This window comes from Fructobacillus sp. EFB-N1 (genome assembly GCF_001038455.1).
Classification (GTDB): domain Bacteria; phylum Bacillota; class Bacilli; order Lactobacillales; family Lactobacillaceae; genus Fructobacillus; species Fructobacillus cardui.
Window position 1 is genome coordinate 21,877 of record NZ_LDUY01000022.1, and the last position, 23,773, is coordinate 45,649.

Sequence of the window (23,773 nt, forward strand, 5' to 3'; positions counted from 1 at the left end):
CAAAAAAAGCCCTGACGGGCTTTTTATGTATTTCCTTAATCGGCAAACGTGATGTCCACGTTATTCGTTAAGACGTCTGTGTAACTGTATGAAGCACGCTCAAAATCAGCTTCTTCATCCAATTCAACCACAAACAGCGATGGGAAAGTAGAACGCAAGATTCCGGAACGCTCCGTAAACTTCTTACGACCTGCCTGAGAAACTACAGTGACTGTTTCGCCTATGTGCGCGTCCAAGCGCGACTTAATATCTTCCAAAGTTGACATTTTCGACCGCCTTTCTCATTAAACAAGAACTATTATAACACATTAGTAACAAAAGTTCAATATTAGCAAAAAATGCGGTTTTCAGCGTTAACAGTTAACCTGCGTAGAATCCCTGTTCCATCAGGGCTAAATACAAGTCCGTTAATTGATTGAGGGTTAGTTTTTCAGCTCGAACCCCCGGTTGAATATTCGATTGGTCTAGAGCTTTTGTTAACCGCTCCTTAATTTCTTCCTCTTTGCCGAAACGTTGCAAGAGGTTATTCCAAAGTGACTTCCGTCGATGGGCAAAGGTTGTCTTAACCAGTGAGAACAGCTGATCAGGGTGATCAACCGGTTGGTCAGGCTCTCTTGGTGTGAGTGAAACCACAGCCGAATCCACATTTGGTGCCGGATTAAAGGCAGTTCGTGGCACTTTCAACGCAGTCTGAACATTAGCGTAGTAAGACAGGGTAATGGACAAAACACCATATTCCTTCGTCCCTGGTTCAGCCGTTAGCCGGTCAGCCACTTCCTTTTGCATCATCACCACTAGGCGGGACCAGTTAATCTGTGCCTGCAATAAGCCTAAAAGAATTGGTGTCGTGATGTAGTATGGCAAATTAGCGACAACCTTGACCGAACGCTCCGACCCAAAATGTTCAGCTAACGTTTGCTTTAGGTTAACCTCTAAGACATCATCGGTTTGAACCGTAACATTATCATACGGCGCCAAGGTTTCACTTAAGACTTTCACCATGTCCCGATCAATTTCAAAGGCTAAGACTTTGTCGGCAGCCAAGGCCAAATATTCGGTTAAACCACCAATGCCAGGACCAATCTCGACCACGGCATCTTCCTTACTCAACTCTGCCGCATCCACAATCCCAGTCAGAATGTTTTGGTCAGTGAGAAAATTTTGGCCAAACTTTTTTTTGGCCCGCAGGCCATACTGATTTAAAATTGCTTGAGTCCGCATTGGATTGGCAATTTTAATTAACTTTTCCATTAATGTTTCCTTTCAAGGCCGCCACAACCTGCTCTTGCATGATGCCGTAGGCTAAAAGACGGTGATACAGTTGTTTCCCATTGGCATAACCAATTTGCAGGCTCTGACCGAGCAAAATCCGTTTCTCCTTGGCGGTTGGTCCACCAACTAGGCCCAAATCGACCAGAAAGTCCCGATCGATATCAGAAGCCGGTCGAGACTGGCCAACTTGCTGATCAGCCTCCACAAGACAGGTAGCCAAAACATCCAGGGGTGCATGTTCCACTCCCAAGGATTTGTGCGGATTGTCCTTTTGCGCCCGGCCCTGGTCCTGGCTAATTGTCGCCTGGGCCACTGCTGGAACTGCTTCTGTGATTAGCCGCCGGAGCCGGTTCCCGTTAAAATCAGGATCCGTTAAAACGATGGCCCCGCGCTCTGCGGCTGCTTTTTGAATGCGCAAAATCACTTCTTCGCCCAGGGCTGACCCCCTGGTTTCAATCGTGTCACAGTCAACCGCTTGGCTCAGACGTTTTGTATCCGACCAACCTTCCACGACAACCATCGCCTTAACTCTTGGTCGGTCAGTCATGATTCAAAAAAGCCCGTTCAGCGTTTTGCTTGGTTTGTGTTGCGAGATCATCGGCTGACATTGAAAGCGTCTTGGCCAAATCATCAATAACAAACTTCGTCCAACCAGGTTCGTTGCGCTTACCACGATTTGGACTTGGCGCCAAGTATGGGGCATCCGTTTCTACCAAAATTTGGTCCAATGGCACAACCTTGGCTGCTTCTCGAACTTCTTCTGCTTTTTTGAAGGTCACGACGCCAGAGAAGGAAATATAATAACCTAAATCAGCGAAGGCCTTCGCCTGTTCTGGGGTTCCTGAGAAAGAATGAATCACCGCCTTGGTGACACTCTGTTCCTTCAAAACCCGATAAACATCATCAAAGGCTTCGCGGTTATGAATCACAACCGGCAAATTCTTTTCCTTGGCCAAACTGATTTGCGCCAAAAAGGCCTGCATTTGAACATTTTTATCGGTGTCATAGTGATAATCCAAGCCAGTTTCACCAACGGCAACCACCTTATCATGGTCCAATTGCTTGGTAAGCGTTGTCAGAGCCGCTTCATCAAAATCAGGTGTATCTTCTGGCTGGTAGCCTAAGATGGCGTAAACCCCGTCATTTTCTTGGGCAATTTCTAAGGCTCGCTGGTTGCCAACGGCATTATAGCCGACAATATTCATTTCAACTACTTGAAATTCATGTGCTCTTGCTAAGTATGCCGGCACGTCAAAGTAAAGTTCATTGTCATTCAAATGTGTATGACTGTCGTATGATGGTGCTGGTTGTTCATTTGGATGGTAAATCGCCATGATGGCCTCCTTTTTTACTTCCTCTATTCTAGCACAGGACGGCATTTTCTTTTGAATTCGTGAGAAAGTAGACAAACATTATTGCAAAAGAACGATACCCGTGCGTCAATCATAACGGTGTACCTGTTGATAAAAAAAGACTACTCAGCAACTTATCCCCAAAAGTGGGTTTTTAAGCTGAGCAGTCTTCTCTTTATTGAGCATCGACTGGTGCGTAGTTCTTCAAGACACCGTTAACAAATTGCGCATCTTGTTGACTAGCAAATTCTTTGGCAAGTTCTACCGCTTCATCCACTACAACCTTGTAGGGTGCGGGTTCTGGCATCTGCAATTCATAAACTGCAATGCGCAAAATCACGAGGTTAACTCGTGCGATTCGGTCAACCTTCCAGCCTAAGGCCAAGTGCTTTGCGATATCAGCATCCAATTGCGCTTTTCGTGCTAAAACACCGTTAACCAGTTGGGGCAAAAAGGCATGGTAGTCTTGATCACCGACAACTAGGTCATAGACCAAATCCATTTCAGCTTCATCTGGCGTCTTGTTGGCGCAAGCAAAGAGAATCTGGACGGCCGCTTGCCGTTCTTCATGTCGTGATAATTGAGTCATTAGCTGGGCTCCTTTGCCAGGTCATGATCAAACAAATGGTCAGGGTCCAGGGTATCGTTTGTATCATCAGGGACCAAACCGGCAATGTTGACGTTCACTTCCGTAACCGTCAAACCAGTCAAATCAGCCAAGTTTTTCTTGATTGATTGTTGGATAGCAAAAGCCACCTTTGCTACGACAACACCGTAATGCAAAACAACAGAGACGTCAAAATTCAAGCCATCTTCGTCGTTTTCCAATAAAACACCCTTCGTTTTGGCGATATTGGTCAAAGATTTTGGAAAATGGTCGTAAACGTTTGTTTGCATGGCTGCTACACCATCAACCTCTAGGGTTGCTGCCTGGGCGATCAATTCTAAGGCATGCCGGGCAACCATTGTTTGCCCGTCTTCCATTTTGTCAGCGGACAGTAAAAAGTTCTTATTCGCTAAGCTGGCTTGCTTGACCATTGTTTCCTCCAATCAACCGATAAAATCGGTACCAATAAATACAAAAGACTGCTTCATCAAGAAAGCAGCCTAAGCAACCTTAGGCCCGACCCTTGTAGGACCCATCTTCAGTATTAACAATGATGGTTTCACCTTCGTTAACAAAATCTGGCACTGTAATTGTAGCACCAGTTTCAACAGTAGCAGGCTTACCTGAACCAGTAGCCGTTGCCCCCTTGATACCAGGTTGCGTCTCCGTTACCTTCAAAGTAACAGTTGATGGCAATTCTGCTCCCAAGACTTCTGAACCATACATCGTAATCTTAACTTCCATTCCTTCAAGCATGAACTTCAAGGCTTCTTGCAAGTTATCATCTGAGATGTTGATTTGTTCGTAAGTTTCAGTGTCCATGAAGACACGACCATCGTTTTCGGCGTACAAGTATGACATTGGGCGCGTTGTAATTTCGGCCTGTTCAAACTTATCACCAGGACGGAAGGTTACTTCGTTAACCGCACCCGTCCGCAAATTCTTCAACTTAGAGCGCACAAAGGCAGCTCCCTTTCCAGGCTTCACGTGTTGGAATTCCAATACACGCCAGATTGAGTTTGAGTATTCAATCGTCAAACCTGTCTTCAAATCATTCATGCCAATTGCCATGAGTCTATCCCTCGTTCGTTAAGTAATTGTATTTTATTATAACAAATTTTTGGCCAATACGCACTGTTCTTTCAAAATGATGATTTTATACTAACTCGCTTTATTAGCAAAAGGGTGAACTAACGGTAGTTTTCATTATATATGAACACTTTTTGGAGCACTGATTTGGTATTTACTGAGCTTTAAATACAAAAAACTATCATACTTATTTACAAAATGATTCGTACCAGCAACTAATTTTTTAACAAAGGTTATGCCTTCTTAAGAAACCCCCCAATCCCCTGCCAGCTGTGGTAAAATAGAATTTAAGGTTTTCGTTCGTGATCAATTAAAAATTAAACTTGGAGGAACAAACATGGTTTACAAAGTTTACTATCAAAGTCATTTCGACCGCAATCCAAAGCGGGAAAACACTCAGGCCTTTTACATCGAGGCCGAATCAAAGCCAGCCGCATTAGCAGCTGCGCAAGCAAATACAGAATTTAACATCGAAGATGTTGAAGAATTATCCGATGCAGCACTGGTGTACGAACAGGCTAATCCGGAATTTAAGTTAACAACCTTCGCCTAATGTCAGCAGTTGATATTAAGGAAAACGAAGTTGGCGTTTACGCCCTTGGTGGACTTGGCGAAATTGGAAAAAACACGTATGGAATCCAATACCAAGATGAAATTATCGTCGTGGATGCCGGAATTAAGTTTCCAGAGGATTCCCTTTTAGGAATTGACTATGTCATTCCAGACTATTCGTACTTAGTCGAAAACATTGACAAAGTAAAAGCTCTGGTGATCACCCACGGACACGAAGACCACATCGGGGCGATTGCTTACTTTTTACAAGCTGTCAATGTACCAGTTTATGCCGGACCATTGGCAATGGCCTTAATTCGGAACAAGTTGGAGGAAAAGCAGCTGTTAAACCGCGCTGAACTTCACGAAATTACGGATGGGTCAGTCATTGAATTCGACCAAATGTCAGTTGAATTCATTCGTACCACTCACTCAATCCCAGACGTTTTTGCCGTTTCAGTCAAAACGCCCGTTGGAACGATTGTGGAAACCGGTGACTTCAAATTTGATTTGACACCAACCACCAAGCAAAAGCCAAACCTTTGGTCAATGGCTCGAACGGGTGAAGAAGGCGTCTTATTGTTGATGTCGGATTCAACCAACGCTGAGCGTCCCGAGTGGACAAAATCAGAAGCCTGGGTCGAAAAGACTGTTCAAAAGCTTTTTGAACAATTAAAGCATGGCCGAATTATCTTTGCTACTTTCGCTTCGAACATGAATCGAATCAAAATGGCCACGGATGCTGCCATTGCCCACGGCCGTAAGATTGCCGTCTTCGGTCGGTCAATGGAATCAGCCATGACGAACGGACGGGCCCTTGGATACTTAAACATCCCAGATGACGCCCTGATTGAGCAGTCACAGATTAAAAATATCCCAGATGACGAACTTTTGATTCTCTCAACCGGATCACAGGGAGAGTCAATGGCCGCTTTGGCGCGGATTGCTAATGGCACTCACAAGCAGGTTCGCTTGAAGCCAAACGATAATGTTATCTTCTCTTCTTCCCCAATTCCTGGGAACACAGCCTCTGTTAACGCTGTGATTAACAAATTAGAAGAAGGTGGCGCGAACGTCATTCATGGTAAGTTAAACAATATTCACACTTCTGGTCACGGTGGCCAAGAAGAACAAAAGTTGATGTTGTCATTAATGAAGCCTGAATACTTTATGCCTGTCCACGGTGAATACCGGATGCTCAAAGTTCATGCTGGCCTAGCCGAAGAACTTGATATTCCAAAAGACCATACCTTTATCCTGGAAAACGGTGATGTTCTCGCTCTTGATGGTGTTAACCCACCACGAATTGCTGGACACTTCCCTGCCGAAGATACTTATATCGATGGTTCAGGAATTGGCGATATCGGTTCGATTGTATTGCACGACCGCCTGAAGCTATCACAAGATGGTTTGGTTATCGTCACCGCTACGATCGACTTAAAGAAAAAGGAAATCCTTTCTGGACCTGATATCTTGTCCCGTGGTTTTGTTTACATGCGTGAATCTGGTGACCTCATTAATGATGGTCGTCATGTCATTTTCAATACGATTCGTAAGGCAATGTCTGCAAAGAATGCCAGTGAATCTGATATTCGTCAGGCCATCATTGATGATTTGGCTAAGTATTTGCATAAAGAAACGGCTCGTAAGCCAATGATTTTGCCAATGCTGATTATGATTTAAGAAAATAGAAAACGTCTAAATGATTTTATCGTTTAGACGTTTTTTCATACTAAAATCTGCTATTATTAAAGGGTATCGTTAACATTTTATTTATGCTTTTACTTGTTTAACGATTGATTATCCGTTTCTATCCAATATAAGGAGCTTTAAGAGATGACAGAACGCAAGATTCCGGCGATTATGGGCACACAACACCCTGATAACGCCAACGCCCCCTTCTGGGACACCGCGCAACAACCTTTCATCAGTGCTTATCGTGAAACTGATGAAGCCTTTCAAAACTACCAGGCCCTCGATGTTGATGAATACATGTGGGACTGGGAAGGAAAGCACGCCGATGCGGCCGTCATTGACCGCCTTTTTTCAACCCACTATGAATACTTTAAGGAACACCAACTTGGTCGTGACAAGTTTTTGACCTTCCGTTTCCCAAACATCTGGGAAGAAAAGGGCTACAACTTAATGCAAGCCATGACCGCCTTTTTGAGTTCAGAAGACTTTGCCAACGATCTTGGCTTTGACCAACGGCCTTTATTTGAAGCCATTTTGCCAATGGCCCAGCGTGCCGATCAAATCATTGAAATGCAGCTTTTGTTTGAAAAGCTCGCCCAGTTCAAGGATGCGACCTTCACACCAACGGAAGATAACAAGGCCTACATCGAGATGATTCCACTCTTTGAAGACTTTGAAACACAATACCATGCACCAGAAATTTTGAAGGAATACTTGAACCTTCACGAGGAACACTTTGGTTTCCGACCAAAGTACTTGCGTGTCTTCTTGGCTGGGTCTGATTCTGCCCTCTCAGCCGGCTTTATGTCCTCCATTATTGGAAACAAGTTAGCCTTAGCTCGCTTGCACCAATTTGCCGAGGAAGAAGGCATCACCATCTACCCAATTTCTGGAACTGGGTCTGCCATCTTCCGTGGTGGCCTCTCACCTCGTCGTGTTAAGCGCTATGTCCGTGAGTTCCCTGGTGTGCGCACGGCAACGGTCCAGTCAGCATTCCGTTATGACTTTTCGATTGACGAAGCAAAGGCTGGTATCAAGTACTTGAAGGAAGAATTGCCAAAGGCCAAACCATTGGTGATTAGCGATGAAGACGAAACCATTCTTTCCGATATCGCCCAAAAATCAGCAACCTTCTACCAGGAAACACTTGAGCAATTGGTTCCTGATGTTCAACCAATCTTCAAGGCCTTCCCAAAACGTCGTGATCGCCGTCAGCACGTTGGTGTCTTAGGTTACTCCCGTTCAGTTGATAACATCGAATTGCCTCGGGCTATCAACTTTACTGGTGCCTTCTACTCAATTGGTGTGCCACCTGAATTTATTGGCTTTGGTCGTGCATACGCGAGCCTCAACGAGGAGCAGTTGGCTGTCTTGAACCGCTATTACCCAAGCATGCGCGCTGATTTTGCGGAATTAGACCACTATGTCAACTGGGATGCCCTCCAGGTTTTGAAGACGCAAAGTCCGGCCTGGCAAGAAGTCGAAGAAGATATCGTCATCCTAAAGGATGCCTTTGACCTCCACATTGGCCCAGAAACAATGGCTGAACAACAACACGCTGAAATCGCTCTCCAAGTCGTTGAATTCAAGGAAGGCGCTTCCGTTGCCATCACTGCTTTAATCAACCGCATGGCCCAATTGCGTCATTTCTTGGGTTAATCCAGGCACTTAAAAATTAATCAACAAAAAGACGAACCTAAGTTCGTCTTTTTTATTTGCTCATTATTTTGTCGTACCAGAAATCGTGGTGCCAAACAAATGTCAAGAAAAGATCGTCACTATCCCTAATTTTCTGCTATAATCGACGTATTCTGATAAATTTGAAATGATACCCGTCGTTTGGGTATCCGGCATGCACTGGCATGCCTTTTTTAACGACATAGCAAAGACTTAAGATTATGACATCAGCACACTTTATCATCGATACAACCCTGATTCGCCAAAAAGATCTGGGTTCCTTGGATCAAATTCAAGGGCAATTAACAGCCGCCCAGGCGGTGACAAGCTTTCAAAAGGCATCAACGCAAAACCCAGTCTATAGCCTCGCCCGTAAAGTCGCTAAGACCTTACAAACAGAAGAAGTCCTGCCAATCGTCGTCATTGGTAATCCAGCTTCCTTGAATGCAACTTTGGCCGCAATTCTAGACTTTGACGAAAGCCTGCGCTGGCCACTCTTACTCATCAATTGGGGCGATAAAAACCACTCAACAAATCATCTTGTGAACCAAATTTTAACTTCCTTAAACAACCAAGCCATCCAGCAGGCTCCTCTTGGACTGGTAACGGGTTCTGTTCCAAAGCAGGGCAAGCAATACTTCTTGGATAGCTTCCAGGTCGGTCCTGATTTTTCAGCTATTTTACCTAAATTCAATCAAAAATTTGCTTGGAAGCATGCCTTTCATCAAATGTTTTCTTTTTGGGGCCAGGCCTCACGCAATCAAAATAAAATCAGCTTCTCCTGGACCCTTCGTTTTGGCCATACCTACCAAAACCATTCCAAGACGCTCGGTTTACAAATTATTCTGGGCCAAGATGGTGTCGCGGCCGAAATCCGTCTCGTGAACCAACTTCCCTGGCCACAAATCATGCTGACCTATCTGCGTGGTAAAAAAGGCGTGGAAAACCCTAGTCGAAAGGGATTTACCACTATCCCACTCACGATTCCTGCCGATTTTCATATCCAAGATATTCAGTCGGTCAAAATCGATGGCCGCCTCCTTCAATCCGGTGCCTATTCTTTCACCATGACGATTGCAGGGACCTACCCCATCATGACAGTCACCGAAAACTAATCAATACAAATGAAAAAGACCTGGATCCATCCTTCGACGGCATTCAGGTCTTTTTTAGTTTAGATGATAGCTCTGATTTTTCCTAAAGAAAATTGGCTTACAATTCCGCCTTGATTTTCTCAACCTGGTCCAACTTTTCCCATGGCAAGTCCAATTCAGGACGACCAAAGTGGCCGTAAGCAGCTGTTTGCTTGTAGATTGGGCGACGAAGGTCTAGGCTGTTAATGATTGACAAAGGACGGAAATCAAAGATCTTCTCAACAATCGCTTCAATCTTGTCTTCTGCTACCTTGGCAGTCCCAAATGTTTCGATATTCAGCGAAACCGGCTTTGCGACCCCGATGGCATAGGCAACTTGGAGTTCCACCTTATCAGCCAAGCCAGCCGCCACCAAATTCTTCGCCACGTAGCGAGCATAGTAAGCAGCAGAACGATCAACCTTGGTTGCATCCTTACCTGAGAAAGCACCTCCACCGTGGTGGGCTGCCCCACCATAAGTATCAACGATGATCTTACGACCAGTCAAACCAGAATCGGCTTGAGGCCCACCCAAGACAAAGCGGCCAGATGGGTTGATGTAATACTTCGTTTGGTCATCGACTAAATCAGCAGGCAAAACAGGATCAATCACGAACTTTTTAATATCAGCACGCAATTGTTCCAATGTTACTTCTGAATCGTGCTGAGTTGACAAAACAACGGCGGCAATACGCTTTACCTGACCATCATCCGTCAATTCCAGCGTTACTTCCCCCTTGGCATCTGGACGGAGATATGACAATTTTTGGTCATTTCGTACTTGACGAATCTTGCGCATTAACTGGTGGGACAAGTCTAAGGCCAGTGGCAAGTAATCAGCCGTTTCGTTGGTTGCATAACCAAAGACCATTCCTTGGTCACCAGCACCTAACTGGTCAGGATCATCTTCAGCAGCATCAACGGCTTGCGCGATATCGGGTGATTGTTCCACAATTTTGTTGGAAACATTGATGGAATCAGCTGAGAAGCCAAATTCAGGCTTGTCATAGCCGATTGCCTTAATCGTATCAACAGCAATTTGACGGACGTTCACATAGGCAGTCGTTGACAATTCACCAAAGATGGAAACATCCCCCGTTGATGTCGTCACTTCGATGGCGGCCCGAGCCTTTGGGTCTTCTGTCAACACGGCATCCAAGATGGCATCGGCGATTTGGTCTGCCACCTTATCAGGGTGGCCGTTGGCTACTGATTCAGCAGTAAAAAATTTTGTCATTTTCTTTTTCTCCTTTAAATTAACTAACAATTAAGAGACAAAAGAAAAGCGCCGTGGACAACCCAAAGCGCTTTGCAAGTTGCCTATCTTACAGAATTACCACCGTGCGAATGCCGGTTGGTGCAGGTTCACCGTGCTGTATCACTTCCCTGCTCTTGATAGTTATGTAATTTATAATTTATATTCTACATGATAGAATAAGAAATAGCAATTGACTTTCGAGGTTCTGATGACAAAAGAAAATGAAACAACCAATCCTGATCAACAAACCAGTACGCCACTCGATGGCGCAACTGACGAACCAATCCAGGAAAAAACAGCCGACTTCTTCTCTCGGTCACAACGACGACAAGAGCAACAGCACCAGCAGCAACAAGACAGCCAGGCTCAAGTCGCTGCTCTGCCAACACCCCATCGCTATACGGTTCCAGCGATTGCAGTTGGTCTGAACGTTATCTGGTGGCAGCAACCTCTCATCTACCACCATGTTTGGCAAAACGCCGGTAACTGGCAGATTTGGTCTTTAGTCGCCTATTCAATCTTTTCTGCGATTGCCTTGGGTTTCCTCGTTAAAACCCGCTTTGCCAGGGCCGACTGGCGTGTTTGGGCTTCCTTAGCTGCTTCTCTAATCGTGATTTTTAACTCACAACTACGGTCACGTTTTGAAGTCTTAGCTCTCCTCTTGCTCTTCATCTGTTTTTTGCTGATTTTACCCTTCCAGGCCTTTCAGTTGAAGAACCCGCTTGGCTTAGCCGGCTTAAGTATCTTGCTGACCTTTTCGGTACCAATTTGCATCAACTACCTGGCTAACAACTATGTCGAACCTGATTTTTTGAAGCAATCATGGCTGTTAGTCTTTGCCACCGCCTTTTACTTCACACCCCTCTTCCTGCCAACAGCTAAGGGTCGAAAATTAGGACTCATAACCGGGCCACTTTTTATCCTGGCTACTCTCATCTTAGAAGGCTTCTCACCGATTGCCTTTCTCACCATCGCTGTCGCCTTGGCCGCCTACTGTTTAACCTTTATCCGGCCATTAACCTATCAAATTCAGCCCTTAGTAGTCATTTTCGGGCTGGTTGTCACCGTGATGGTCTACTATCATTGAGAAACAAAAAACGCTTAGAATCGCTTCTAAGCGTTTTTAATTTGTAATCTTATTGATCCAATTTTGTAATCGTATAGGACTTGTCGTCGGCCTTACGAACAAGCAAAGCTTGAATCTCGTTGGCCGTTTGAATTTTGATTTGTACAGGAGCTGATGACGGTAAGAACTTCATAGCAGATGTGGCCACATAGTTGGAGAAGGCTTCAATCTCGGTTGGTGAATAGAATTGCGTTGTCACCGTAACATTCATGGAAGACAACTTATTATTCGTAAACTTAGCAGAAGCTGTTGCCCCAGCAATGTTTGGGAAGAAATTTAAAATATCCGTCTTGAAGTTATTGAATCCGGTATTTTCATCAGACCCAAGGCTCGAAGTATCATCGGATTCCTTTGGCAGAACAATCGACTTTTCGTTGATATCTGACCAATCACCGATATCAGTACCTGATTTTGAGGTCGCTTCAGCATAGAAAGAACCAGGAGCCAATGAATCCTGAGAAGCAGTATCATACATAGCCAACACGATTGGAATGTTCTTGCCAACACCTTGTTGCTCACGAATCGTCTTGATTAACTTCGGAGCAATCTTTCGGCCGTAGGCAATCCGGTCCTTATCCGAAATCGTCTGGTAATAGGTCGCACCATACTGTTCCTTTTGGTAGGCATCCTGACTATTCATCGCCACACCAACAACCATCCCAGCTAATTGTAGGTTATTGCCACTCTTAGTCATGAAATCTTGTTCCGTTAACGTCTGAACGTAAATCGGATTTCTTGAACTATCCGTCTTACCATTGTCTTTTGGATTCAAACCAGTCGAATTGCTGTCCGTCTGACGGGCCAAGAGACCATTAACCGTATCAGAATCAAGGTACTGGCCTTCCTGGAAGATATAGCGACCAGTCTTAAAGTGTGACTTCGACAAATTTAACAGCGAAGTTTCGAAATCTTGAACATCCAAAGAATTGTTCAAGGACGTTGCGGTAATGCCTCGAGCGGCTGAAGTCAAATAATGACCATCCTTAATGACCGTTTGGTAATCTCCCGCAGAACTTTGCGTTAATTGAACACCCTTTGTTTTGGAAACACTTGGTGTAACCGAAGCGATATTAATAAAGTAAAAAAAGGCTCCTAAAATAATCAGAAGCACGAGGCCGATTAGGATATAGCCCCGCTTTGAAATCCGTTTTAACATTGTTTTTCCTCTTTGACAGCTTGGCTAAATACGCCAAGTACAACCACCGGCAAGTTTTTCTTGCCGCAACCAACTGCTTTAGCCGGCCTCATTTTGCTGGGCTGACAAGAATTCTTGCTCATTCCAGACAGTGATTCCGAGATCATTTGCTTTTGTCAGTTTTGAGCCTGCATCGGTGCCGGCAATCACTAAATCAGTCTTCTTTGAAACTGATCCCGTAACGCTGGCACCATGGGCTTCTAACCAGGCAGCAATTTCACTCCGTGAACTCTGCTCTAGTTTACCAGTCAAAACGATCTTTTTACCATAGAAAAATGAATTTTCATCAATTGGACCCGTTTCGAACAAGTATTCTAGATTCACGCCAGCATTAGCCAATTCGGCCAAAAGAGCTTGGGACTGGGGTTCATCGAAATATTTCACAACAGAATCCGCAATCGCTTGGCCAATGCCATCGATGGCCACAATTTGATCGGCACTGGCCTGCCCTAGGCTTGGTAAGTCTTGGAAATTCGCCATGATGGTCTTCGCCGCTTTCGCCCCAACCAAACGGATGCCCAAACCGAAGAGCAAGCGGTCGGCAGAATTTGCTTTGGAAGACCGGATGGCTGCTACCAAGTTATTGGCTGATTTTTCCTGGAACTTATCCAAGGATAGCAATTGTTCAACCGTGAGAGAATAAATGGAAGCCACATCGGTCACCAATTTCTTATCCAAAAGTTGGCTAACAATCTGTGGGCCAAGGCCATCAATATTCATCGCATTCCGAGAAGCAAAGTGGGTCAGCCCTTCCTGCAACTGTGCCGGACAGGCTGGGTTAATGCAACGCAACACCACTTCACCCTCAACATGGACCAAATCAGCACCACAGGAAGGACAAGTCGTTGGAATTTGATACTTTTTAGCATCGGCTGGGCGTTTATCCAGGATTACTTGCCCAATTTCCGGGATAATATCACCGGCTTTGTGCAAGGTCACCGTATCCCCGACGCGGACATCCTTTTCCTCGAGGTAGTCCGGATTATGCAAGGAAGCCCGCTGCACCGTTGTCCCAGCCAAGAAAACCGGATCCATGGCTGCCGTTGGTGTCACTGCACCCGTTCGACCGACTGTCCACTCGATATCACGGACAATTGTTTGCTCCTCTTCCGGTGGAAACTTATAGGCGATGGACCACCGTGGCACCTTAACCGTGTTACCCAAGTCAATTTCTGAATCGATATCATCAACTTTGACAACAACGCCATCAATCCCGTAAGGCAAACCGTCACGTTTTTCAGTATATTCGGCAATGTAGGGTGCAATATCTTTCATTTGGCCAATCACGCGGTTGTCCTTGTTGGTTGGCAAACCAAGTTCGGCAAAGCGGCGCAAAACTTCTGATTGCTTGGTCACACCTAAAGTATCAGCCTCAGCCGTATAGTAAATAAAGGCAGACAGCTTGCGCTTCTTGGTTTCTCGTGCATCTAGTTGGCGCAGCGAACCCGCCGCTGCATTCCGTGGGTTAGCAAAGGGTTCTTGGCCCTGATTTTCCCGCTCTTCATTCAAATGCGCAAAGGAGGCCTTGGGCATATAAATTTCACCACGAACCTCGATTGTTAGGGGCTCTTTTAACGTTTGGGGAACATCGGCGATGGTTTTGACGTTAGCCGTCACATCTTCACCAATCAAACCGTTACCTCGAGTGGAAGCTTGAATTAAGCGACCATTTTCATACTTTAAAGAAACGGCCAAACCATCAATCTTCAATTCCAAGTTGTAAGATGGTTGTTGGCCCAACGCCTTGACGGTACGATTTTCCCACTCTTGGAGTTCTTCCAAGGAAAAGACATCCCCCAAAGAAAGCATTGGCACCGGATGTTGGACCTTTTCCAAACCAGACTTGGTCTGAGCACCACCAACATTTTGCGTTGGCGAATCTGGTGTCACAAATTGTGGAAAGGCCTGTTCCAAGGCCACTAACCTGGCATACTTTTCGTCATAAACGTGGTCTTCCACCTTAGGCGCATCTTGCTCATAATAGGCAATCCCGTAATCGGTCAGTTCATCTTGCAGCTGACTGATTTCGACTTGTGCATCCTTTGTCGACATATTTGTTGGTTGTGGATTACTTGCCATAAAAAATCCTTTCTACACGGCCGTTTAGCCAGCGACCGCCATAGCTGTGATTGCACCAAGGGGGAAGCCTCCGTGCCTTCCTGCCCGCTTAATCAATCCGTGTGATTGGTGCAAAGGCAGCCAAGAGTTGCTTAATGCCATCTTCTGGGAAAGCGACTTTGAGTTCTTGGTCAGCCTGATCACCGGTGACCGAAACAACCGTTCCAATACCCCACTTCTTGTGAGAAACCTTATCACCAGCTTGCCATGTCACGCCTTCAGCACCAGTGGTTCCGGCTGATTTCTTTTGAACCGGACTAGCTTTAGCGGCCCCTTGATAAGTGGTGCTCGTTGCTCGAAGTAACTTCGAAGACAAACCAGCAGAAACGCCAGATCCACCTGCTGGATAAGCCTGCTCAAGCAATTCAGGCGAAATCTCATCAATAAAGCGGGAAGGTTGGTTCGCTTGTGTCCGACCGTATAATAAGCGGGAGAAAGCGTTGGTCAAATAGAGTTTCTGCTCAGCTCGCGTAATCCCGACATAGGCCAGGCGCCGTTCTTCCTCTAGTTGATCCTCGTCTTGTGCGGCCCGTCCCAATGGGAACAAGCCCTCTTCAAGGCCAATCAAGAAGACCGTTGGGAATTCCAGTCCCTTGGCGGCATGCAGGGTCATTAACGTGACCACCCCGCTATCTTCCTCGACGTTGTCCAGGTCAGCCATTAAGGCCGTTGACCCTAAGAAATCAGTCAACGGGTTGACCGCATCTTCCGCCTGGGCATCGTACTTGTCGTCAAATTCCTTCGTTACAGACAAAAATTCATCTAGGTTTTCTAATCGTGATTGCGACTCGGGGTCTGATTTTGCCTGTAATTCCTGACGATAGCCGGACTGTTCCAAAATCAAATCCGTTAGCTCAGAAACGGTTAAGAACTCAGCCTGTTGGCGGAAGTTATGCACCATTTCAGCAAAGGAAAGCAACTTTGTCACTGCGGCTGGACGGATGTCTTGGGCCATTTCGACTTGGTCAATAGCCGCCAACATTGGCAAGTTGACTTGGTTGGCAAAAGTAAAAAGCCGGTCAACCGTTGACTGGCCGATGGCACGTTTGGGAACGTTGATAATCCGCTCTAGGGCCGCGTTATCAGATGGGTTAGCAACCAACGAGAGATAGGCCATAATGTCCAAAATTTCCTTACGGTCGTAGAACTTATGCCCACCGACAATCGTGTAAGGAATATTGGCCTTGACCAAGGACTCTTCCATAGCACGGGACTGGGCATTGGTCCGGTAAAGAATGGCAAAGTCGGACAAGGACTTATGGTCCTCACGTTGACCCTTTTGAATTTGGCCTAACACATAATAGGCCTCGTCTTGAGCCGACTGGGCCCGGTAATAGGTAATCTTGTCCCCAACGCCGTTTTCGGTCCAAAGCTTCTTTGGCACTCGCTCATTATTGTGATTAATCACACCATTGGCAGCATCCAAAATCGATTGGGTTGACCGATAATTTTGTTCCAAGAAGACTGATTTTGCCTCGGGCCAATCCTTTTCAAAGTTCAAAATATTTTGCATATTGGCACCACGCCAACCATAGATTGACTGGTCGGCATCTCCAACAACGGCCAAATTTTTTGAACCCTGCGCCAACATGTTGACAATCTTATACTGGGCGTCGTTGGTGTCCTGGTACTCATCGACGTGGAGGTACCGGAACTGGTCCTGGTAGCGTTGCAAAACATCAGGAGCCTTTTCAAAGAGTTCAATCGTCAACATAATTAAGTCATCAAAGTCGACCGACTGCGCCTGACGCAAAGCCTTCTGGTAAGAAGAATAAACTTCTGCTACCCGCTCTTCATAAAAATTAGCGGCCTGCTCTTGGTAATCCTTGGCCGTTAATAAATCGTTTTTGGCATTGGAAATAGTTCCCAAAATGGTCCGCGGATCATACTGATTTGAATCCAGGTTCAAATCGTTAATCACCCGCTTCACCAGCGTCTTCTGGGCAGAACTATCCAAAATCGTAAAGTTCTTTCCCAAGCCGATACGTTCACCGTCTCGACGTAAAATCCGGACAGCCAGGGCGTGGAATGTTGAAACCCAAACGGATTGGGCCAACTGTTCATCCACTAATTTACCAATTCGTTCCCGCATTTCACGGGCAGCCTTATTCGTAAAGGTGATGGCCAAAATCCGCCAGGGTGCCACATCTAAGTCTTCAATCAAATGCGCAACGCGATGCGTCAAAACTCTGGTCTTCCCAGATCCGGCACCAGCCATAATTAAAAGCGGTCCCTCTGTCGTTCTGACCGCCTCTGCTTGCTTGCTATTCATACCCTTGGTTAGTTCTTCAACAGTCATTTTGCCATCCTAAATCGTTTTTGTTCACTGCTTTTATTTTATCATAATTCAAGAAAAATCAGGCCAAGACAAAAAACAGTCCTGGTTTCGCTTGCTCGCCTGAAAAATACCCAGTAACCACGCGTTAGCCACCAGTAATTAACCATTTACAGCCTGTCTGATTTTTTGGTAAGGTAACTATAATTAAAGGTGGAAAAATCATGCAAACTAGCGAACACTTACTCACTTTAGGCCAGACTGGCTGGTTCAAAGCTAAGTACCAACCAGCGGCCACGACGCTTTTCGCCCCACACCTGCTTTTGGTTGGGCAAACTGGGTCCGGCAAATCAACAACCCTCAAACAAATTAGCCGGCAACTACAGGAAAATCGACTTGGACAAATTATTTTCGACCCAACCGGTGAATTTAGCCAGGCAAACGACCAGCAGGCGTCTTATGTTGTTGGCAAAAACGTCTACTTTGATCTCAGCCAGCTAGCAGCAGAAGACTTGCTAACTGCCCTTGATTTGGCTTGGCCAACCAAGTGGCAACTTCTACTGGGGCAAGCTCAAGCAGCCCTGCGCATCAACTACTACCTTAGCCAGCAACAAAAGGACATTTTAAATACTCAGTCCTTAACCACCGATACCTTTTATGAGCAAAAAAGGCAGCTATATAAAAGCCAATGGACCTTTTCATTAAGCCTCCTCGCGCCCCAATTGCGGTTGCTGGCTCGTCAAGGATTTGCAGATCATGAAGAAAGCCTTGACGACACCGATCCTGATTTGATGACGGCCATCGACCAACTAGCCGACCGACTGGCAGATCCGCGCCTAAAGGCAATTGCTCCAAACACCCAGGTGAAAACGACCAAGTACGACTTGCTTTACCTACTCAAATTAGCAACGGCCAAGGCCGACTTCGGTGCTAAAATCAGTATCAATCTCGCCCAACTGAAAGACCTCGGTGCCCTCCAAGCCACCATCATGTCCACCGTTTGGCGCCAACTTCTCAGTTTCCAGGCTCAGAGCACGCACAAAACGACGGTTTACCTCTTAATCGACGAGGGTCACCGTTTCCTCATGAAAAACAACCAAGCTGACCAAGACAAGGGCAGTGGCTTAGCACAAATTCTTCGTGAAGGGCGCAAGGAGGGCCTCCTGGTGGCCTTTGTTTCTCAGTCGCCACTCGACTTGCCGACCGCTCTACTAGGGCAATTTTCAGCCACAATCGCCCATCGACTCACAAACCAAAACGAATGGCAGGCCCTGCCCCTCTTAGCCAACTCGGCTAAAACTGGCAAGAAGTTAGGTCAGCTACAAACCGGCCAAGCAATTGTCAAAATTGGCCAGAAACCGAGTCGAACTGTCACGATTTTCGCATCGAAGACCAACCAATAAGCCAAACAAAAAGAGAACTATACTCGCGTCCATGGCGTATACGGTCCTCTTTTTAATTGAAACGATTCTAATACATTTACCCAATCAAGCCATTTAGGAAGTAGCATCCCCCATCGTCACCGCCAAATCAAAGCGCTTTAAATTCCAGGTTTCAATGACTGCCACTAATTTGGCCGCATAAGTCGGATCGGTCGCATACCCATCTTGCACAAGGGCCTGCGCTGCTGCTTGGTAATTTTTGGCTGCCAGCACATGCTCATATTGGTTAGGATTCCAGTGGGTCCCCTTTGAAATCAGCTGAGCATGCGCCTCCATTGATTCTTGCCAGGTATTGTAGGAAGCAAACTTTTGATCGACTGTCATCCAATGACCGTCCTCATACTCTTTGGTAGGAACGACTACACCAGCCTGGCTAGCCGATGCTTTAATGCCATACAAGTTGTTATAGTCCTTTGACAAACTAGACTGGTTCCAATCAGATTCCAAAATCGCCTGTGCCAGTGAAATGGAAGCAAAAATTCGATACTTATATTGCATCTTTTGTGCAAATGGCGCCCAAATTTGGAGCTGTTTTTGCTTGGCTTCGTCTTGATAGATAATTTGATCCTTTTTGGTTGTCATCGATTGGTTCATCGCCACGGTCAAAGCAATCAAAGTTAGAAAAACGAGCAAGAGCATAAAGTAAATTCGCCGCTTTTTTTTCGCCTTTGGCAGGAAAAACCATTTTTTCTTTTTCCGCTTTTTAGCCACCAGGGCACCTCCATTTTATTAGAATCATTGTTGTCTGAAATTGAATATAGCCAGTATACGCCTTTCTAATTTATTTGCCAAAAAAAGAAAAAACCAACATCACTGTTGGTTTAATCATTTTACCAGTCAAAACGCTGACTGATTTTTTAGCCAAAACCGTCTTACAGTTCCTTTAACTTCCCGCGGAAGTCGGCCAAGCTTTGGTAACCCTTTTCAGCCATAATGGCTTTTAATTCTTCGGCTAGACGGTCATAGATGCCCAAACCTTCCTTCATCACCTGAGTACCGACGGATACCAAATCAGCCCCACAGAGAGTATGTGCAAAAACATCTGCCCCGGAAGTCACACCACCAGTTCCCAAGACCTTAATGCTGTCATTCAAGCGTTGACGGAGGGCCCGAACATTGGCCAAAGCAGTTGGCAAGACCATTGTTCCCCCAAGGCCACCAAAGCCGCCCTTGGCCTTGGTAACAACCTGTTCCTGATCAACATCAACCCAAAGGCCGTTACCAATCGAATTAATCGTGTTCACGTGAGTCAATGGGTACTTGTTCAAGACTGCAGCAATCTTATCGAAGTGCACTAAATCAAAGTATGGTGGCAACTTCACGCCCAAAGGCTTCGTGTAAAAGCTGAAGACTTCACTTAAAACCCGGTCGGTTGCCTCGAAGTCGTAGGCCAATTGAGGTTCCCCAACAATGTTTGGGCAAGACAAGTTCAATTCAGTTGGTCCCTGGTAATCGGAAGCCTGCAAGTCCTTTAACAAAGTAATCGCATCGGCCGCTGACAAAGCAGCAACTGACAAAATGGTTGGCTTTGTCTGCTCTTGCAAAACGTAATCAAGATAAAAATCATAACCCAAGTTTGGCAACCCCATCGAGTTAATCGAACCATTTTCGAGGTCATAGTAGCGTGGGTTTGGGTTTCCTTCACGAGCTTGAAGCGTTGCTGATTTTGTCACCATCGCGCCCAAGTTACTCGTGTTTGCCAAGTCATTCAGTTCTTCTTTGGTCTGACAGTGGACCCCAGAGGCGTTGAGCAATGGGCTCGTTAAAGTTTGACCAAAGAGGTCAGCGCTTAAATCAATTTCCGTCATGAATCATTCTCCCAATGCTTTTACAAAGTGTGTTTCTTCTGGTAATTCCAAAACCGTCAAGTAAGCAGCGACGGTATCCAAGGCCGTAAACAAGGCCACCTCGTTAACAATTGCTGCCGCTCGAACAGAGCTCTCCCCCGCCAAAGCCTGATCAGCCTGGTCGAGTGTATTGACCATGATTTGGAATTCTTGCTTAGCCATCGCCATCGGCAAATCAGCTGGCGCTGCTTTTGCTGCAACACCGTTTTCCTGCAAGAAGGCCACATTGCTGTCAGTAGCAGCCAATTCAAAGCCAAGGGCTGCAAAACGCTTAGCCAAGGCCACCCCCTCTTGCTGGTCTGCTTCGGCCAAATCCCAAAGAATCCGACCCTTGTGCAAAATTGGCAAGCCAGCACCAACCATCGCCTTAGCGAGTGCTTGATCATAGTTGTCAGCGGTTCCCATGACTTCACCAGTTGACTTCATTTCTGGTCCAACCGTTGAATTCAAGCCAGCTAATTTGGCAAACGAGAAGACCGGTGCCTTCACGTGAACTTCTGCTGGTTCAGGAACCAAACCAGATTGGTAACCCAAGTCCTTCAAAGACTTGCCCAACATGATTTGTGTAGCGACCTGAGCCATTGGAATCTCTGTGACCTTTGACAAGAATGGCAACGTCCGCGAAGCCCGTGGGTTGACTTCAATCACATAGGCAATTTCATCATGAATCACATACTGGATATTCATCAAACCAATTACGTTCAATTCCTTGGCCAACTTTTGAGCAGATTCAACGATTTGAGCCTTCACGTTTTCAGACATCTGCTGCGTTGGATAAACCGCAAAGGAATCACCTGAGTGAATCCCAGAACGTTCAATGTGCTCCATCACTCCTGGAATCAACACATCTGTGCCGTCTGAAATCAGGTCAACTTCAGCTTCTTGACCAGTAAGGTAATCATCAATCAAAACTGGGTGATCGTTTGAAACCTTTACCGCCTGTTCCATATAGGTCTTCAGGTCGTCATCAGAATCGATGATGGCCATTGACCGACCACCAATCACATAAGATGGTCGAATCAAAACGGGGTAACCAAGGTCATTGGCTGCCTTCAAGGCACCCTCTTTGGTCGTAGCCGTTTCACCTTTTGGCTTTGGCAAGCCAAGCTTGTCAATCACCTTGGCAAATTCGTCTCGGTCTTCTCCGCGGTCCAAATCAGCCACCGTTGTTCCCAAGACCTTAACACCAGCCTGTTCCAAACCAGCAGCCAAGTTAATGGCCGTTTGGCCACCGAACTGCACAACGACACCTAAAGGTTGCTCGAGGTCAATCACGTTCAAGACATCTTCTAGGGTTAATGGTTCAAAATAAAGCTTGTCGGAAATGGCAAAATCAGTGGAAACTGTTTCGGGGTTTGAGTTTTGAATAATGGCTTCATAACCCGCCTGTTGGATGGCCTTCACGGCGTGAACAGTCGCGTAGTCAAATTCAACTCCCTGTCCAATCCGGATTGGGCCAGAGCCAAGAACCAAAACAGAAGGTCGGTCCGTGACAATTGACTCATTTTCGTCTTCGTACGTGCCATAGTAGTAAGGTGTCTTCGACTCAAATTCACCGGCAACCGTATCAACCATCTTGAAGGTTGGTAACAAGCCCTGTGCCTTGCGCCAAGCACGGAAATCAGCTTCCGTCTTGCCAGTCAACTTTGCTAACCAAGCATCAGAGAAGCCGTATTCCTTGGCTGTTTTAATTTCCTCGAAGTTGTCGGGTCCAGCTTGAACCGTTCTTTCGATTTCAATAATGTGCAGAATCTTGTCCAAGAAGAACAAGTCCATCTGAGTAATATCATGAATTTCTTCAATCGTCACCCCGCGGTGAATCAATTCAGCGATGGCGAAGAGTCGGTCATCCTTAGCTGGCATCAATTGTGCCTTCAAGTCTTCTGTTGAAACGCCTTCAAAGTAACCAGCACTCAGGTCCTTTTCATCGATTTCAAGTGATCGAACAGCCTTCAACAATGATTCTTCAAGTGTCCGACCGATGGCCATGACTTCACCAGTCGCTTTCATTTGTGTCCCCAACGTGCGTTTAGCATGTTCAAACTTATCAAATGGGAAACGTGGAATCTTGGTTACAACATAGTCAAGGGCTGGTTCAAAGGCGGCCCAAGTCGTCTGTGTCACGGGATTCTTAATTTCGTTCAAGTGCAAACCAACGGCAATCTTGGCCGCCATCTTAGCAATTGGATAACCAGTTGCCTTTGAGGCCAAGGCTGATGAACGAGAAACACGGGGGTTCACTTCGATAATGTAATACTGGAAGGACTCTGGGTCCAAAGCCATTTGGATGTTGACACCACCCTCAATTTTCAAGGCCCGGATAATCTTCAAAGCGGAATCCCGCATCATTTGATAGTCCCGGTCTGAAAGAGTCTGCGTTGGCGAAACAACAATGGAATCACCTGTGTGCACCCCAACTGGATCGATGTTTTCCATCCCAGCCACAATCAAGGCGTTATCGGCAGCGTCACGCATAACTTCAAACTCGATTTCCTTGTAGCCGGCAATCGACTTTTCAATCAACACCTGAGTCACTGGTGACAGTTCCAAACCGTGAGCCGTAATTTCCTCTAATTCAACCAAATTATTGGCAAAACCACCACCAGTTCCACCAAGCGTATAGGCGGGACGGACAACAACTGGATAGCCAATTTTCTCGGCAAAATCAGCTGCTTCTTCGACTGTTGTGGCAATTTGCGATTCCGGTACTGGTTCGTTCAATTCTTCCATCAAATCCTTGAACAATTCGCGGTCTTCAGCCTGTTCGATGGCTGGCAACTTCGTCCCAAGCAATTCAATGTTTAGTTCCTGCAAAATACCGGAATCGGCTAAATCTTTGGCCATGTTTAGGCCAGTTTGGCCTCCTAAGGTTGGCAAAATGGCATCCGGCTTTTCTCGGTACAAGACCTCCTTGACGAAGTCCAAAGTAATTGGTTCCAAGTACACCTTATCGGCAATTTCTTGGTCCGTCATGATCGTAGCGGGGTTGGAGTTAATCAACACCACCTGGTAGCCCTCTTCTTTTAGTGAGAGGCAGGCCTGTGAACCAGAATAGTCAAATTCGGCCGCTTGACCGATAATAATTGGTCCCGAACCAATTACCAAAATTTTATGAATGTCATTTCGCTTGGGCAT

The 23,773-nt window shown here is 46.0% G+C and carries 20 protein-coding genes and 1 riboswitch; of the genes, 6 read left to right on the top strand and 14 right to left on the bottom strand.

Features of this window, described 5'->3' with window-relative positions; all coding sequences use genetic code 11:
- Positions 1-35 precede the first annotated feature (35 nt).
- From FEFB_RS05710 to efp, 7 genes are all read right to left on the bottom strand, one after another.
- A complete protein-coding gene (locus FEFB_RS05710; RefSeq protein WP_047975277.1) occupies positions 36-266 on the bottom strand; it encodes a Veg family protein in 231 nt (76 codons plus the stop codon).
- 94 nt (positions 267-360) lie between these two features.
- The gene (gene rsmA / locus FEFB_RS05715; RefSeq protein WP_047975278.1) at positions 361-1,251 is read right to left on the bottom strand and encodes a 16S rRNA (adenine(1518)-N(6)/adenine(1519)-N(6))-dimethyltransferase RsmA; all 891 of its coding nucleotides are present in this window, start codon (positions 1,249-1,251) and stop codon (positions 361-363) included.
- Complete coding sequence (gene rnmV, locus FEFB_RS05720) at positions 1,235-1,792, bottom strand: ribonuclease M5 (RefSeq protein ID WP_369795912.1); 558 nt, start codon at positions 1,790-1,792, stop codon at positions 1,235-1,237. Before rnmV ends, rsmA begins: the two co-directional genes overlap by 17 nt.
- A 19-nt stretch (positions 1,793-1,811) precedes the next feature.
- Positions 1,812-2,606, bottom strand: a complete 795-nt coding sequence (locus tag FEFB_RS05725; protein ID WP_047975280.1) for a TatD family hydrolase — start codon at positions 2,604-2,606, stop codon at positions 1,812-1,814.
- A 193-nt stretch (positions 2,607-2,799) separates the two neighbouring features.
- Positions 2,800-3,213, bottom strand: coding sequence for a transcription antitermination factor NusB (nusB, locus tag FEFB_RS05730; RefSeq protein WP_047975281.1), 414 nt, complete (start codon positions 3,211-3,213; stop codon positions 2,800-2,802).
- Entirely contained in the window at positions 3,213-3,662 is a 450-nt protein-coding gene (locus FEFB_RS05735) for an Asp23/Gls24 family envelope stress response protein (RefSeq protein ID WP_047975282.1), read from the bottom strand. Before FEFB_RS05735 ends, nusB begins: the two co-directional genes overlap by 1 nt.
- A gap of 79 nt (positions 3,663-3,741) precedes the next feature.
- Entirely contained in the window at positions 3,742-4,302 is a 561-nt protein-coding gene (gene efp, locus FEFB_RS05740; RefSeq protein ID WP_047975283.1) for an elongation factor P, read from the bottom strand.
- A gap of 355 nt (positions 4,303-4,657) precedes the next feature.
- Between efp and FEFB_RS05745 the strand changes: the two genes are divergently transcribed.
- The 4 genes from FEFB_RS05745 to FEFB_RS05760 all read left to right on the top strand — a co-directional run bounded on the left by FEFB_RS05745 (position 4,658) and on the right by FEFB_RS05760 (position 9,359).
- The gene (locus FEFB_RS05745) at positions 4,658-4,873 is read left to right on the top strand and encodes an RNA polymerase epsilon subunit (protein WP_047975284.1); all 216 of its coding nucleotides are present in this window, start codon (positions 4,658-4,660) and stop codon (positions 4,871-4,873) included.
- The gene (gene rnjA / locus FEFB_RS05750; protein WP_047975285.1) at positions 4,873-6,555 is read left to right on the top strand and encodes a ribonuclease J1; all 1,683 of its coding nucleotides are present in this window, start codon (positions 4,873-4,875) and stop codon (positions 6,553-6,555) included. The genes FEFB_RS05745 and rnjA overlap by 1 nt, the downstream gene beginning before the upstream one ends.
- Before the next feature lie 153 nt (positions 6,556-6,708).
- Positions 6,709-8,226 (top strand): phosphoenolpyruvate carboxylase, encoded by a 1,518-nt coding sequence (gene ppcA, locus FEFB_RS05755; protein WP_047975286.1) that lies wholly within the window; start codon positions 6,709-6,711, stop codon positions 8,224-8,226.
- A 239-nt stretch (positions 8,227-8,465) separates the two neighbouring features.
- Positions 8,466-9,359, top strand: a complete 894-nt coding sequence (locus FEFB_RS05760; RefSeq protein ID WP_047975287.1) for a hypothetical protein — start codon at positions 8,466-8,468, stop codon at positions 9,357-9,359.
- A 97-nt stretch (positions 9,360-9,456) separates the two neighbouring features.
- On the opposite strand, the gene metK is transcribed toward FEFB_RS05760, so the two are convergent.
- A complete protein-coding gene (gene metK, locus FEFB_RS05765; protein ID WP_047975288.1) occupies positions 9,457-10,614 on the bottom strand; it encodes a methionine adenosyltransferase in 1,158 nt (385 codons plus the stop codon).
- Between the two features lie 80 nt (positions 10,615-10,694).
- Positions 10,695-10,779: riboswitch (SAM riboswitch) on the bottom strand.
- A gap of 64 nt (positions 10,780-10,843) precedes the next feature.
- Between metK and FEFB_RS05770 the strand changes: the two genes are divergently transcribed.
- Complete coding sequence (locus tag FEFB_RS05770) at positions 10,844-11,722, top strand: hypothetical protein (protein ID WP_047975289.1); 879 nt, start codon at positions 10,844-10,846, stop codon at positions 11,720-11,722.
- 49 nt (positions 11,723-11,771) lie between these two features.
- On the opposite strand, the gene FEFB_RS05775 is transcribed toward FEFB_RS05770, so the two are convergent.
- The 3 genes from FEFB_RS05775 to pcrA form a co-directional block, all read right to left on the bottom strand.
- Positions 11,772-12,917: a CamS family sex pheromone protein gene (locus FEFB_RS05775; protein WP_047975290.1), complete on the bottom strand. Its 1,146-nt coding sequence runs from the start codon at positions 12,915-12,917 to the stop codon at positions 11,772-11,774.
- Positions 12,918-12,995: 78 nt separating this feature from the next.
- Positions 12,996-15,035 (bottom strand): NAD-dependent DNA ligase LigA, encoded by a 2,040-nt coding sequence (ligA, locus tag FEFB_RS05780; RefSeq protein ID WP_047975291.1) that lies wholly within the window; start codon positions 15,033-15,035, stop codon positions 12,996-12,998.
- Positions 15,036-15,123: 88 nt separating this feature from the next.
- A complete protein-coding gene (pcrA, locus tag FEFB_RS05785) occupies positions 15,124-17,373 on the bottom strand; it encodes a DNA helicase PcrA (RefSeq protein WP_047975292.1) in 2,250 nt (749 codons plus the stop codon).
- A 200-nt stretch (positions 17,374-17,573) separates the two neighbouring features.
- Here pcrA and FEFB_RS05790 point away from each other — a divergent pair, with 200 nt between their 5' ends.
- The gene (locus FEFB_RS05790) at positions 17,574-18,752 is read left to right on the top strand and encodes an ATP-binding protein (RefSeq protein WP_047975293.1); all 1,179 of its coding nucleotides are present in this window, start codon (positions 17,574-17,576) and stop codon (positions 18,750-18,752) included.
- 93 nt (positions 18,753-18,845) lie between these two features.
- Here the strand turns inward: FEFB_RS05790 and FEFB_RS05795 are convergent, their stop codons facing one another.
- The 3 genes from FEFB_RS05795 to carB all read right to left on the bottom strand — a co-directional run bounded on the left by FEFB_RS05795 (position 18,846) and on the right by carB (position 23,773).
- A complete protein-coding gene (locus FEFB_RS05795) occupies positions 18,846-19,502 on the bottom strand; it encodes a glycoside hydrolase family 73 protein (RefSeq protein ID WP_047975294.1) in 657 nt (218 codons plus the stop codon).
- Between the two features lie 161 nt (positions 19,503-19,663).
- The gene (locus FEFB_RS05800; protein ID WP_047975295.1) at positions 19,664-20,599 is read right to left on the bottom strand and encodes a dihydroorotate oxidase; all 936 of its coding nucleotides are present in this window, start codon (positions 20,597-20,599) and stop codon (positions 19,664-19,666) included.
- Between the two features lie 3 nt (positions 20,600-20,602).
- On the bottom strand, positions 20,603-23,773 hold the full coding sequence (gene carB / locus FEFB_RS05805) for a carbamoyl-phosphate synthase large subunit (RefSeq protein ID WP_047975296.1): 3,171 nt from the start codon (positions 23,771-23,773) through the stop codon (positions 20,603-20,605).

Excerpts from the sequence above, each read along its gene's own strand:
- FEFB_RS05710 (WP_047975277.1), bottom strand. The coding sequence starts at position 266 with ATGTCAACTTTGGAAGATATTAAGTCGCGCTTGGACGCGCACATAGGC.
- rsmA (WP_047975278.1), bottom strand. The coding sequence starts at position 1,251 with ATGGAAAAGTTAATTAAAATTGCCAATCCAATGCGGACTCAAGCAATT.
- rnmV (WP_369795912.1), bottom strand. The coding sequence starts at position 1,792 with ATGGTTGTCGTGGAAGGTTGGTCGGATACAAAACGTCTGAGCCAAGCG.
- FEFB_RS05725 (WP_047975280.1), bottom strand. The coding sequence starts at position 2,606 with ATGGCGATTTACCATCCAAATGAACAACCAGCACCATCATACGACAGT.
- nusB (WP_047975281.1), bottom strand. The coding sequence starts at position 3,213 with ATGACTCAATTATCACGACATGAAGAACGGCAAGCGGCCGTCCAGATT.
- FEFB_RS05735 (WP_047975282.1), bottom strand. The coding sequence starts at position 3,662 with ATGGTCAAGCAAGCCAGCTTAGCGAATAAGAACTTTTTACTGTCCGCT.
- efp (WP_047975283.1), bottom strand. The coding sequence starts at position 4,302 with ATGGCAATTGGCATGAATGATTTGAAGACAGGTTTGACGATTGAATAC.
- FEFB_RS05745 (WP_047975284.1), top strand. The coding sequence starts at position 4,658 with ATGGTTTACAAAGTTTACTATCAAAGTCATTTCGACCGCAATCCAAAG.
- rnjA (WP_047975285.1), top strand. The coding sequence starts at position 4,873 with ATGTCAGCAGTTGATATTAAGGAAAACGAAGTTGGCGTTTACGCCCTT.
- ppcA (WP_047975286.1), top strand. The coding sequence starts at position 6,709 with ATGACAGAACGCAAGATTCCGGCGATTATGGGCACACAACACCCTGAT.
- FEFB_RS05760 (WP_047975287.1), top strand. The coding sequence starts at position 8,466 with ATGACATCAGCACACTTTATCATCGATACAACCCTGATTCGCCAAAAA.
- metK (WP_047975288.1), bottom strand. The coding sequence starts at position 10,614 with ATGACAAAATTTTTTACTGCTGAATCAGTAGCCAACGGCCACCCTGAT.
- FEFB_RS05770 (WP_047975289.1), top strand. The coding sequence starts at position 10,844 with ATGACAAAAGAAAATGAAACAACCAATCCTGATCAACAAACCAGTACG.
- FEFB_RS05775 (WP_047975290.1), bottom strand. The coding sequence starts at position 12,917 with ATGTTAAAACGGATTTCAAAGCGGGGCTATATCCTAATCGGCCTCGTG.
- ligA (WP_047975291.1), bottom strand. The coding sequence starts at position 15,035 with ATGGCAAGTAATCCACAACCAACAAATATGTCGACAAAGGATGCACAA.
- pcrA (WP_047975292.1), bottom strand. The coding sequence starts at position 17,373 with ATGACTGTTGAAGAACTAACCAAGGGTATGAATAGCAAGCAAGCAGAG.
- FEFB_RS05790 (WP_047975293.1), top strand. The coding sequence starts at position 17,574 with ATGCAAACTAGCGAACACTTACTCACTTTAGGCCAGACTGGCTGGTTC.
- FEFB_RS05800 (WP_047975295.1), bottom strand. The coding sequence starts at position 20,599 with ATGACGGAAATTGATTTAAGCGCTGACCTCTTTGGTCAAACTTTAACG.
- carB (WP_047975296.1), bottom strand. The coding sequence starts at position 23,773 with ATGCCCAAGCGAAATGACATTCATAAAATTTTGGTAATTGGTTCGGGA.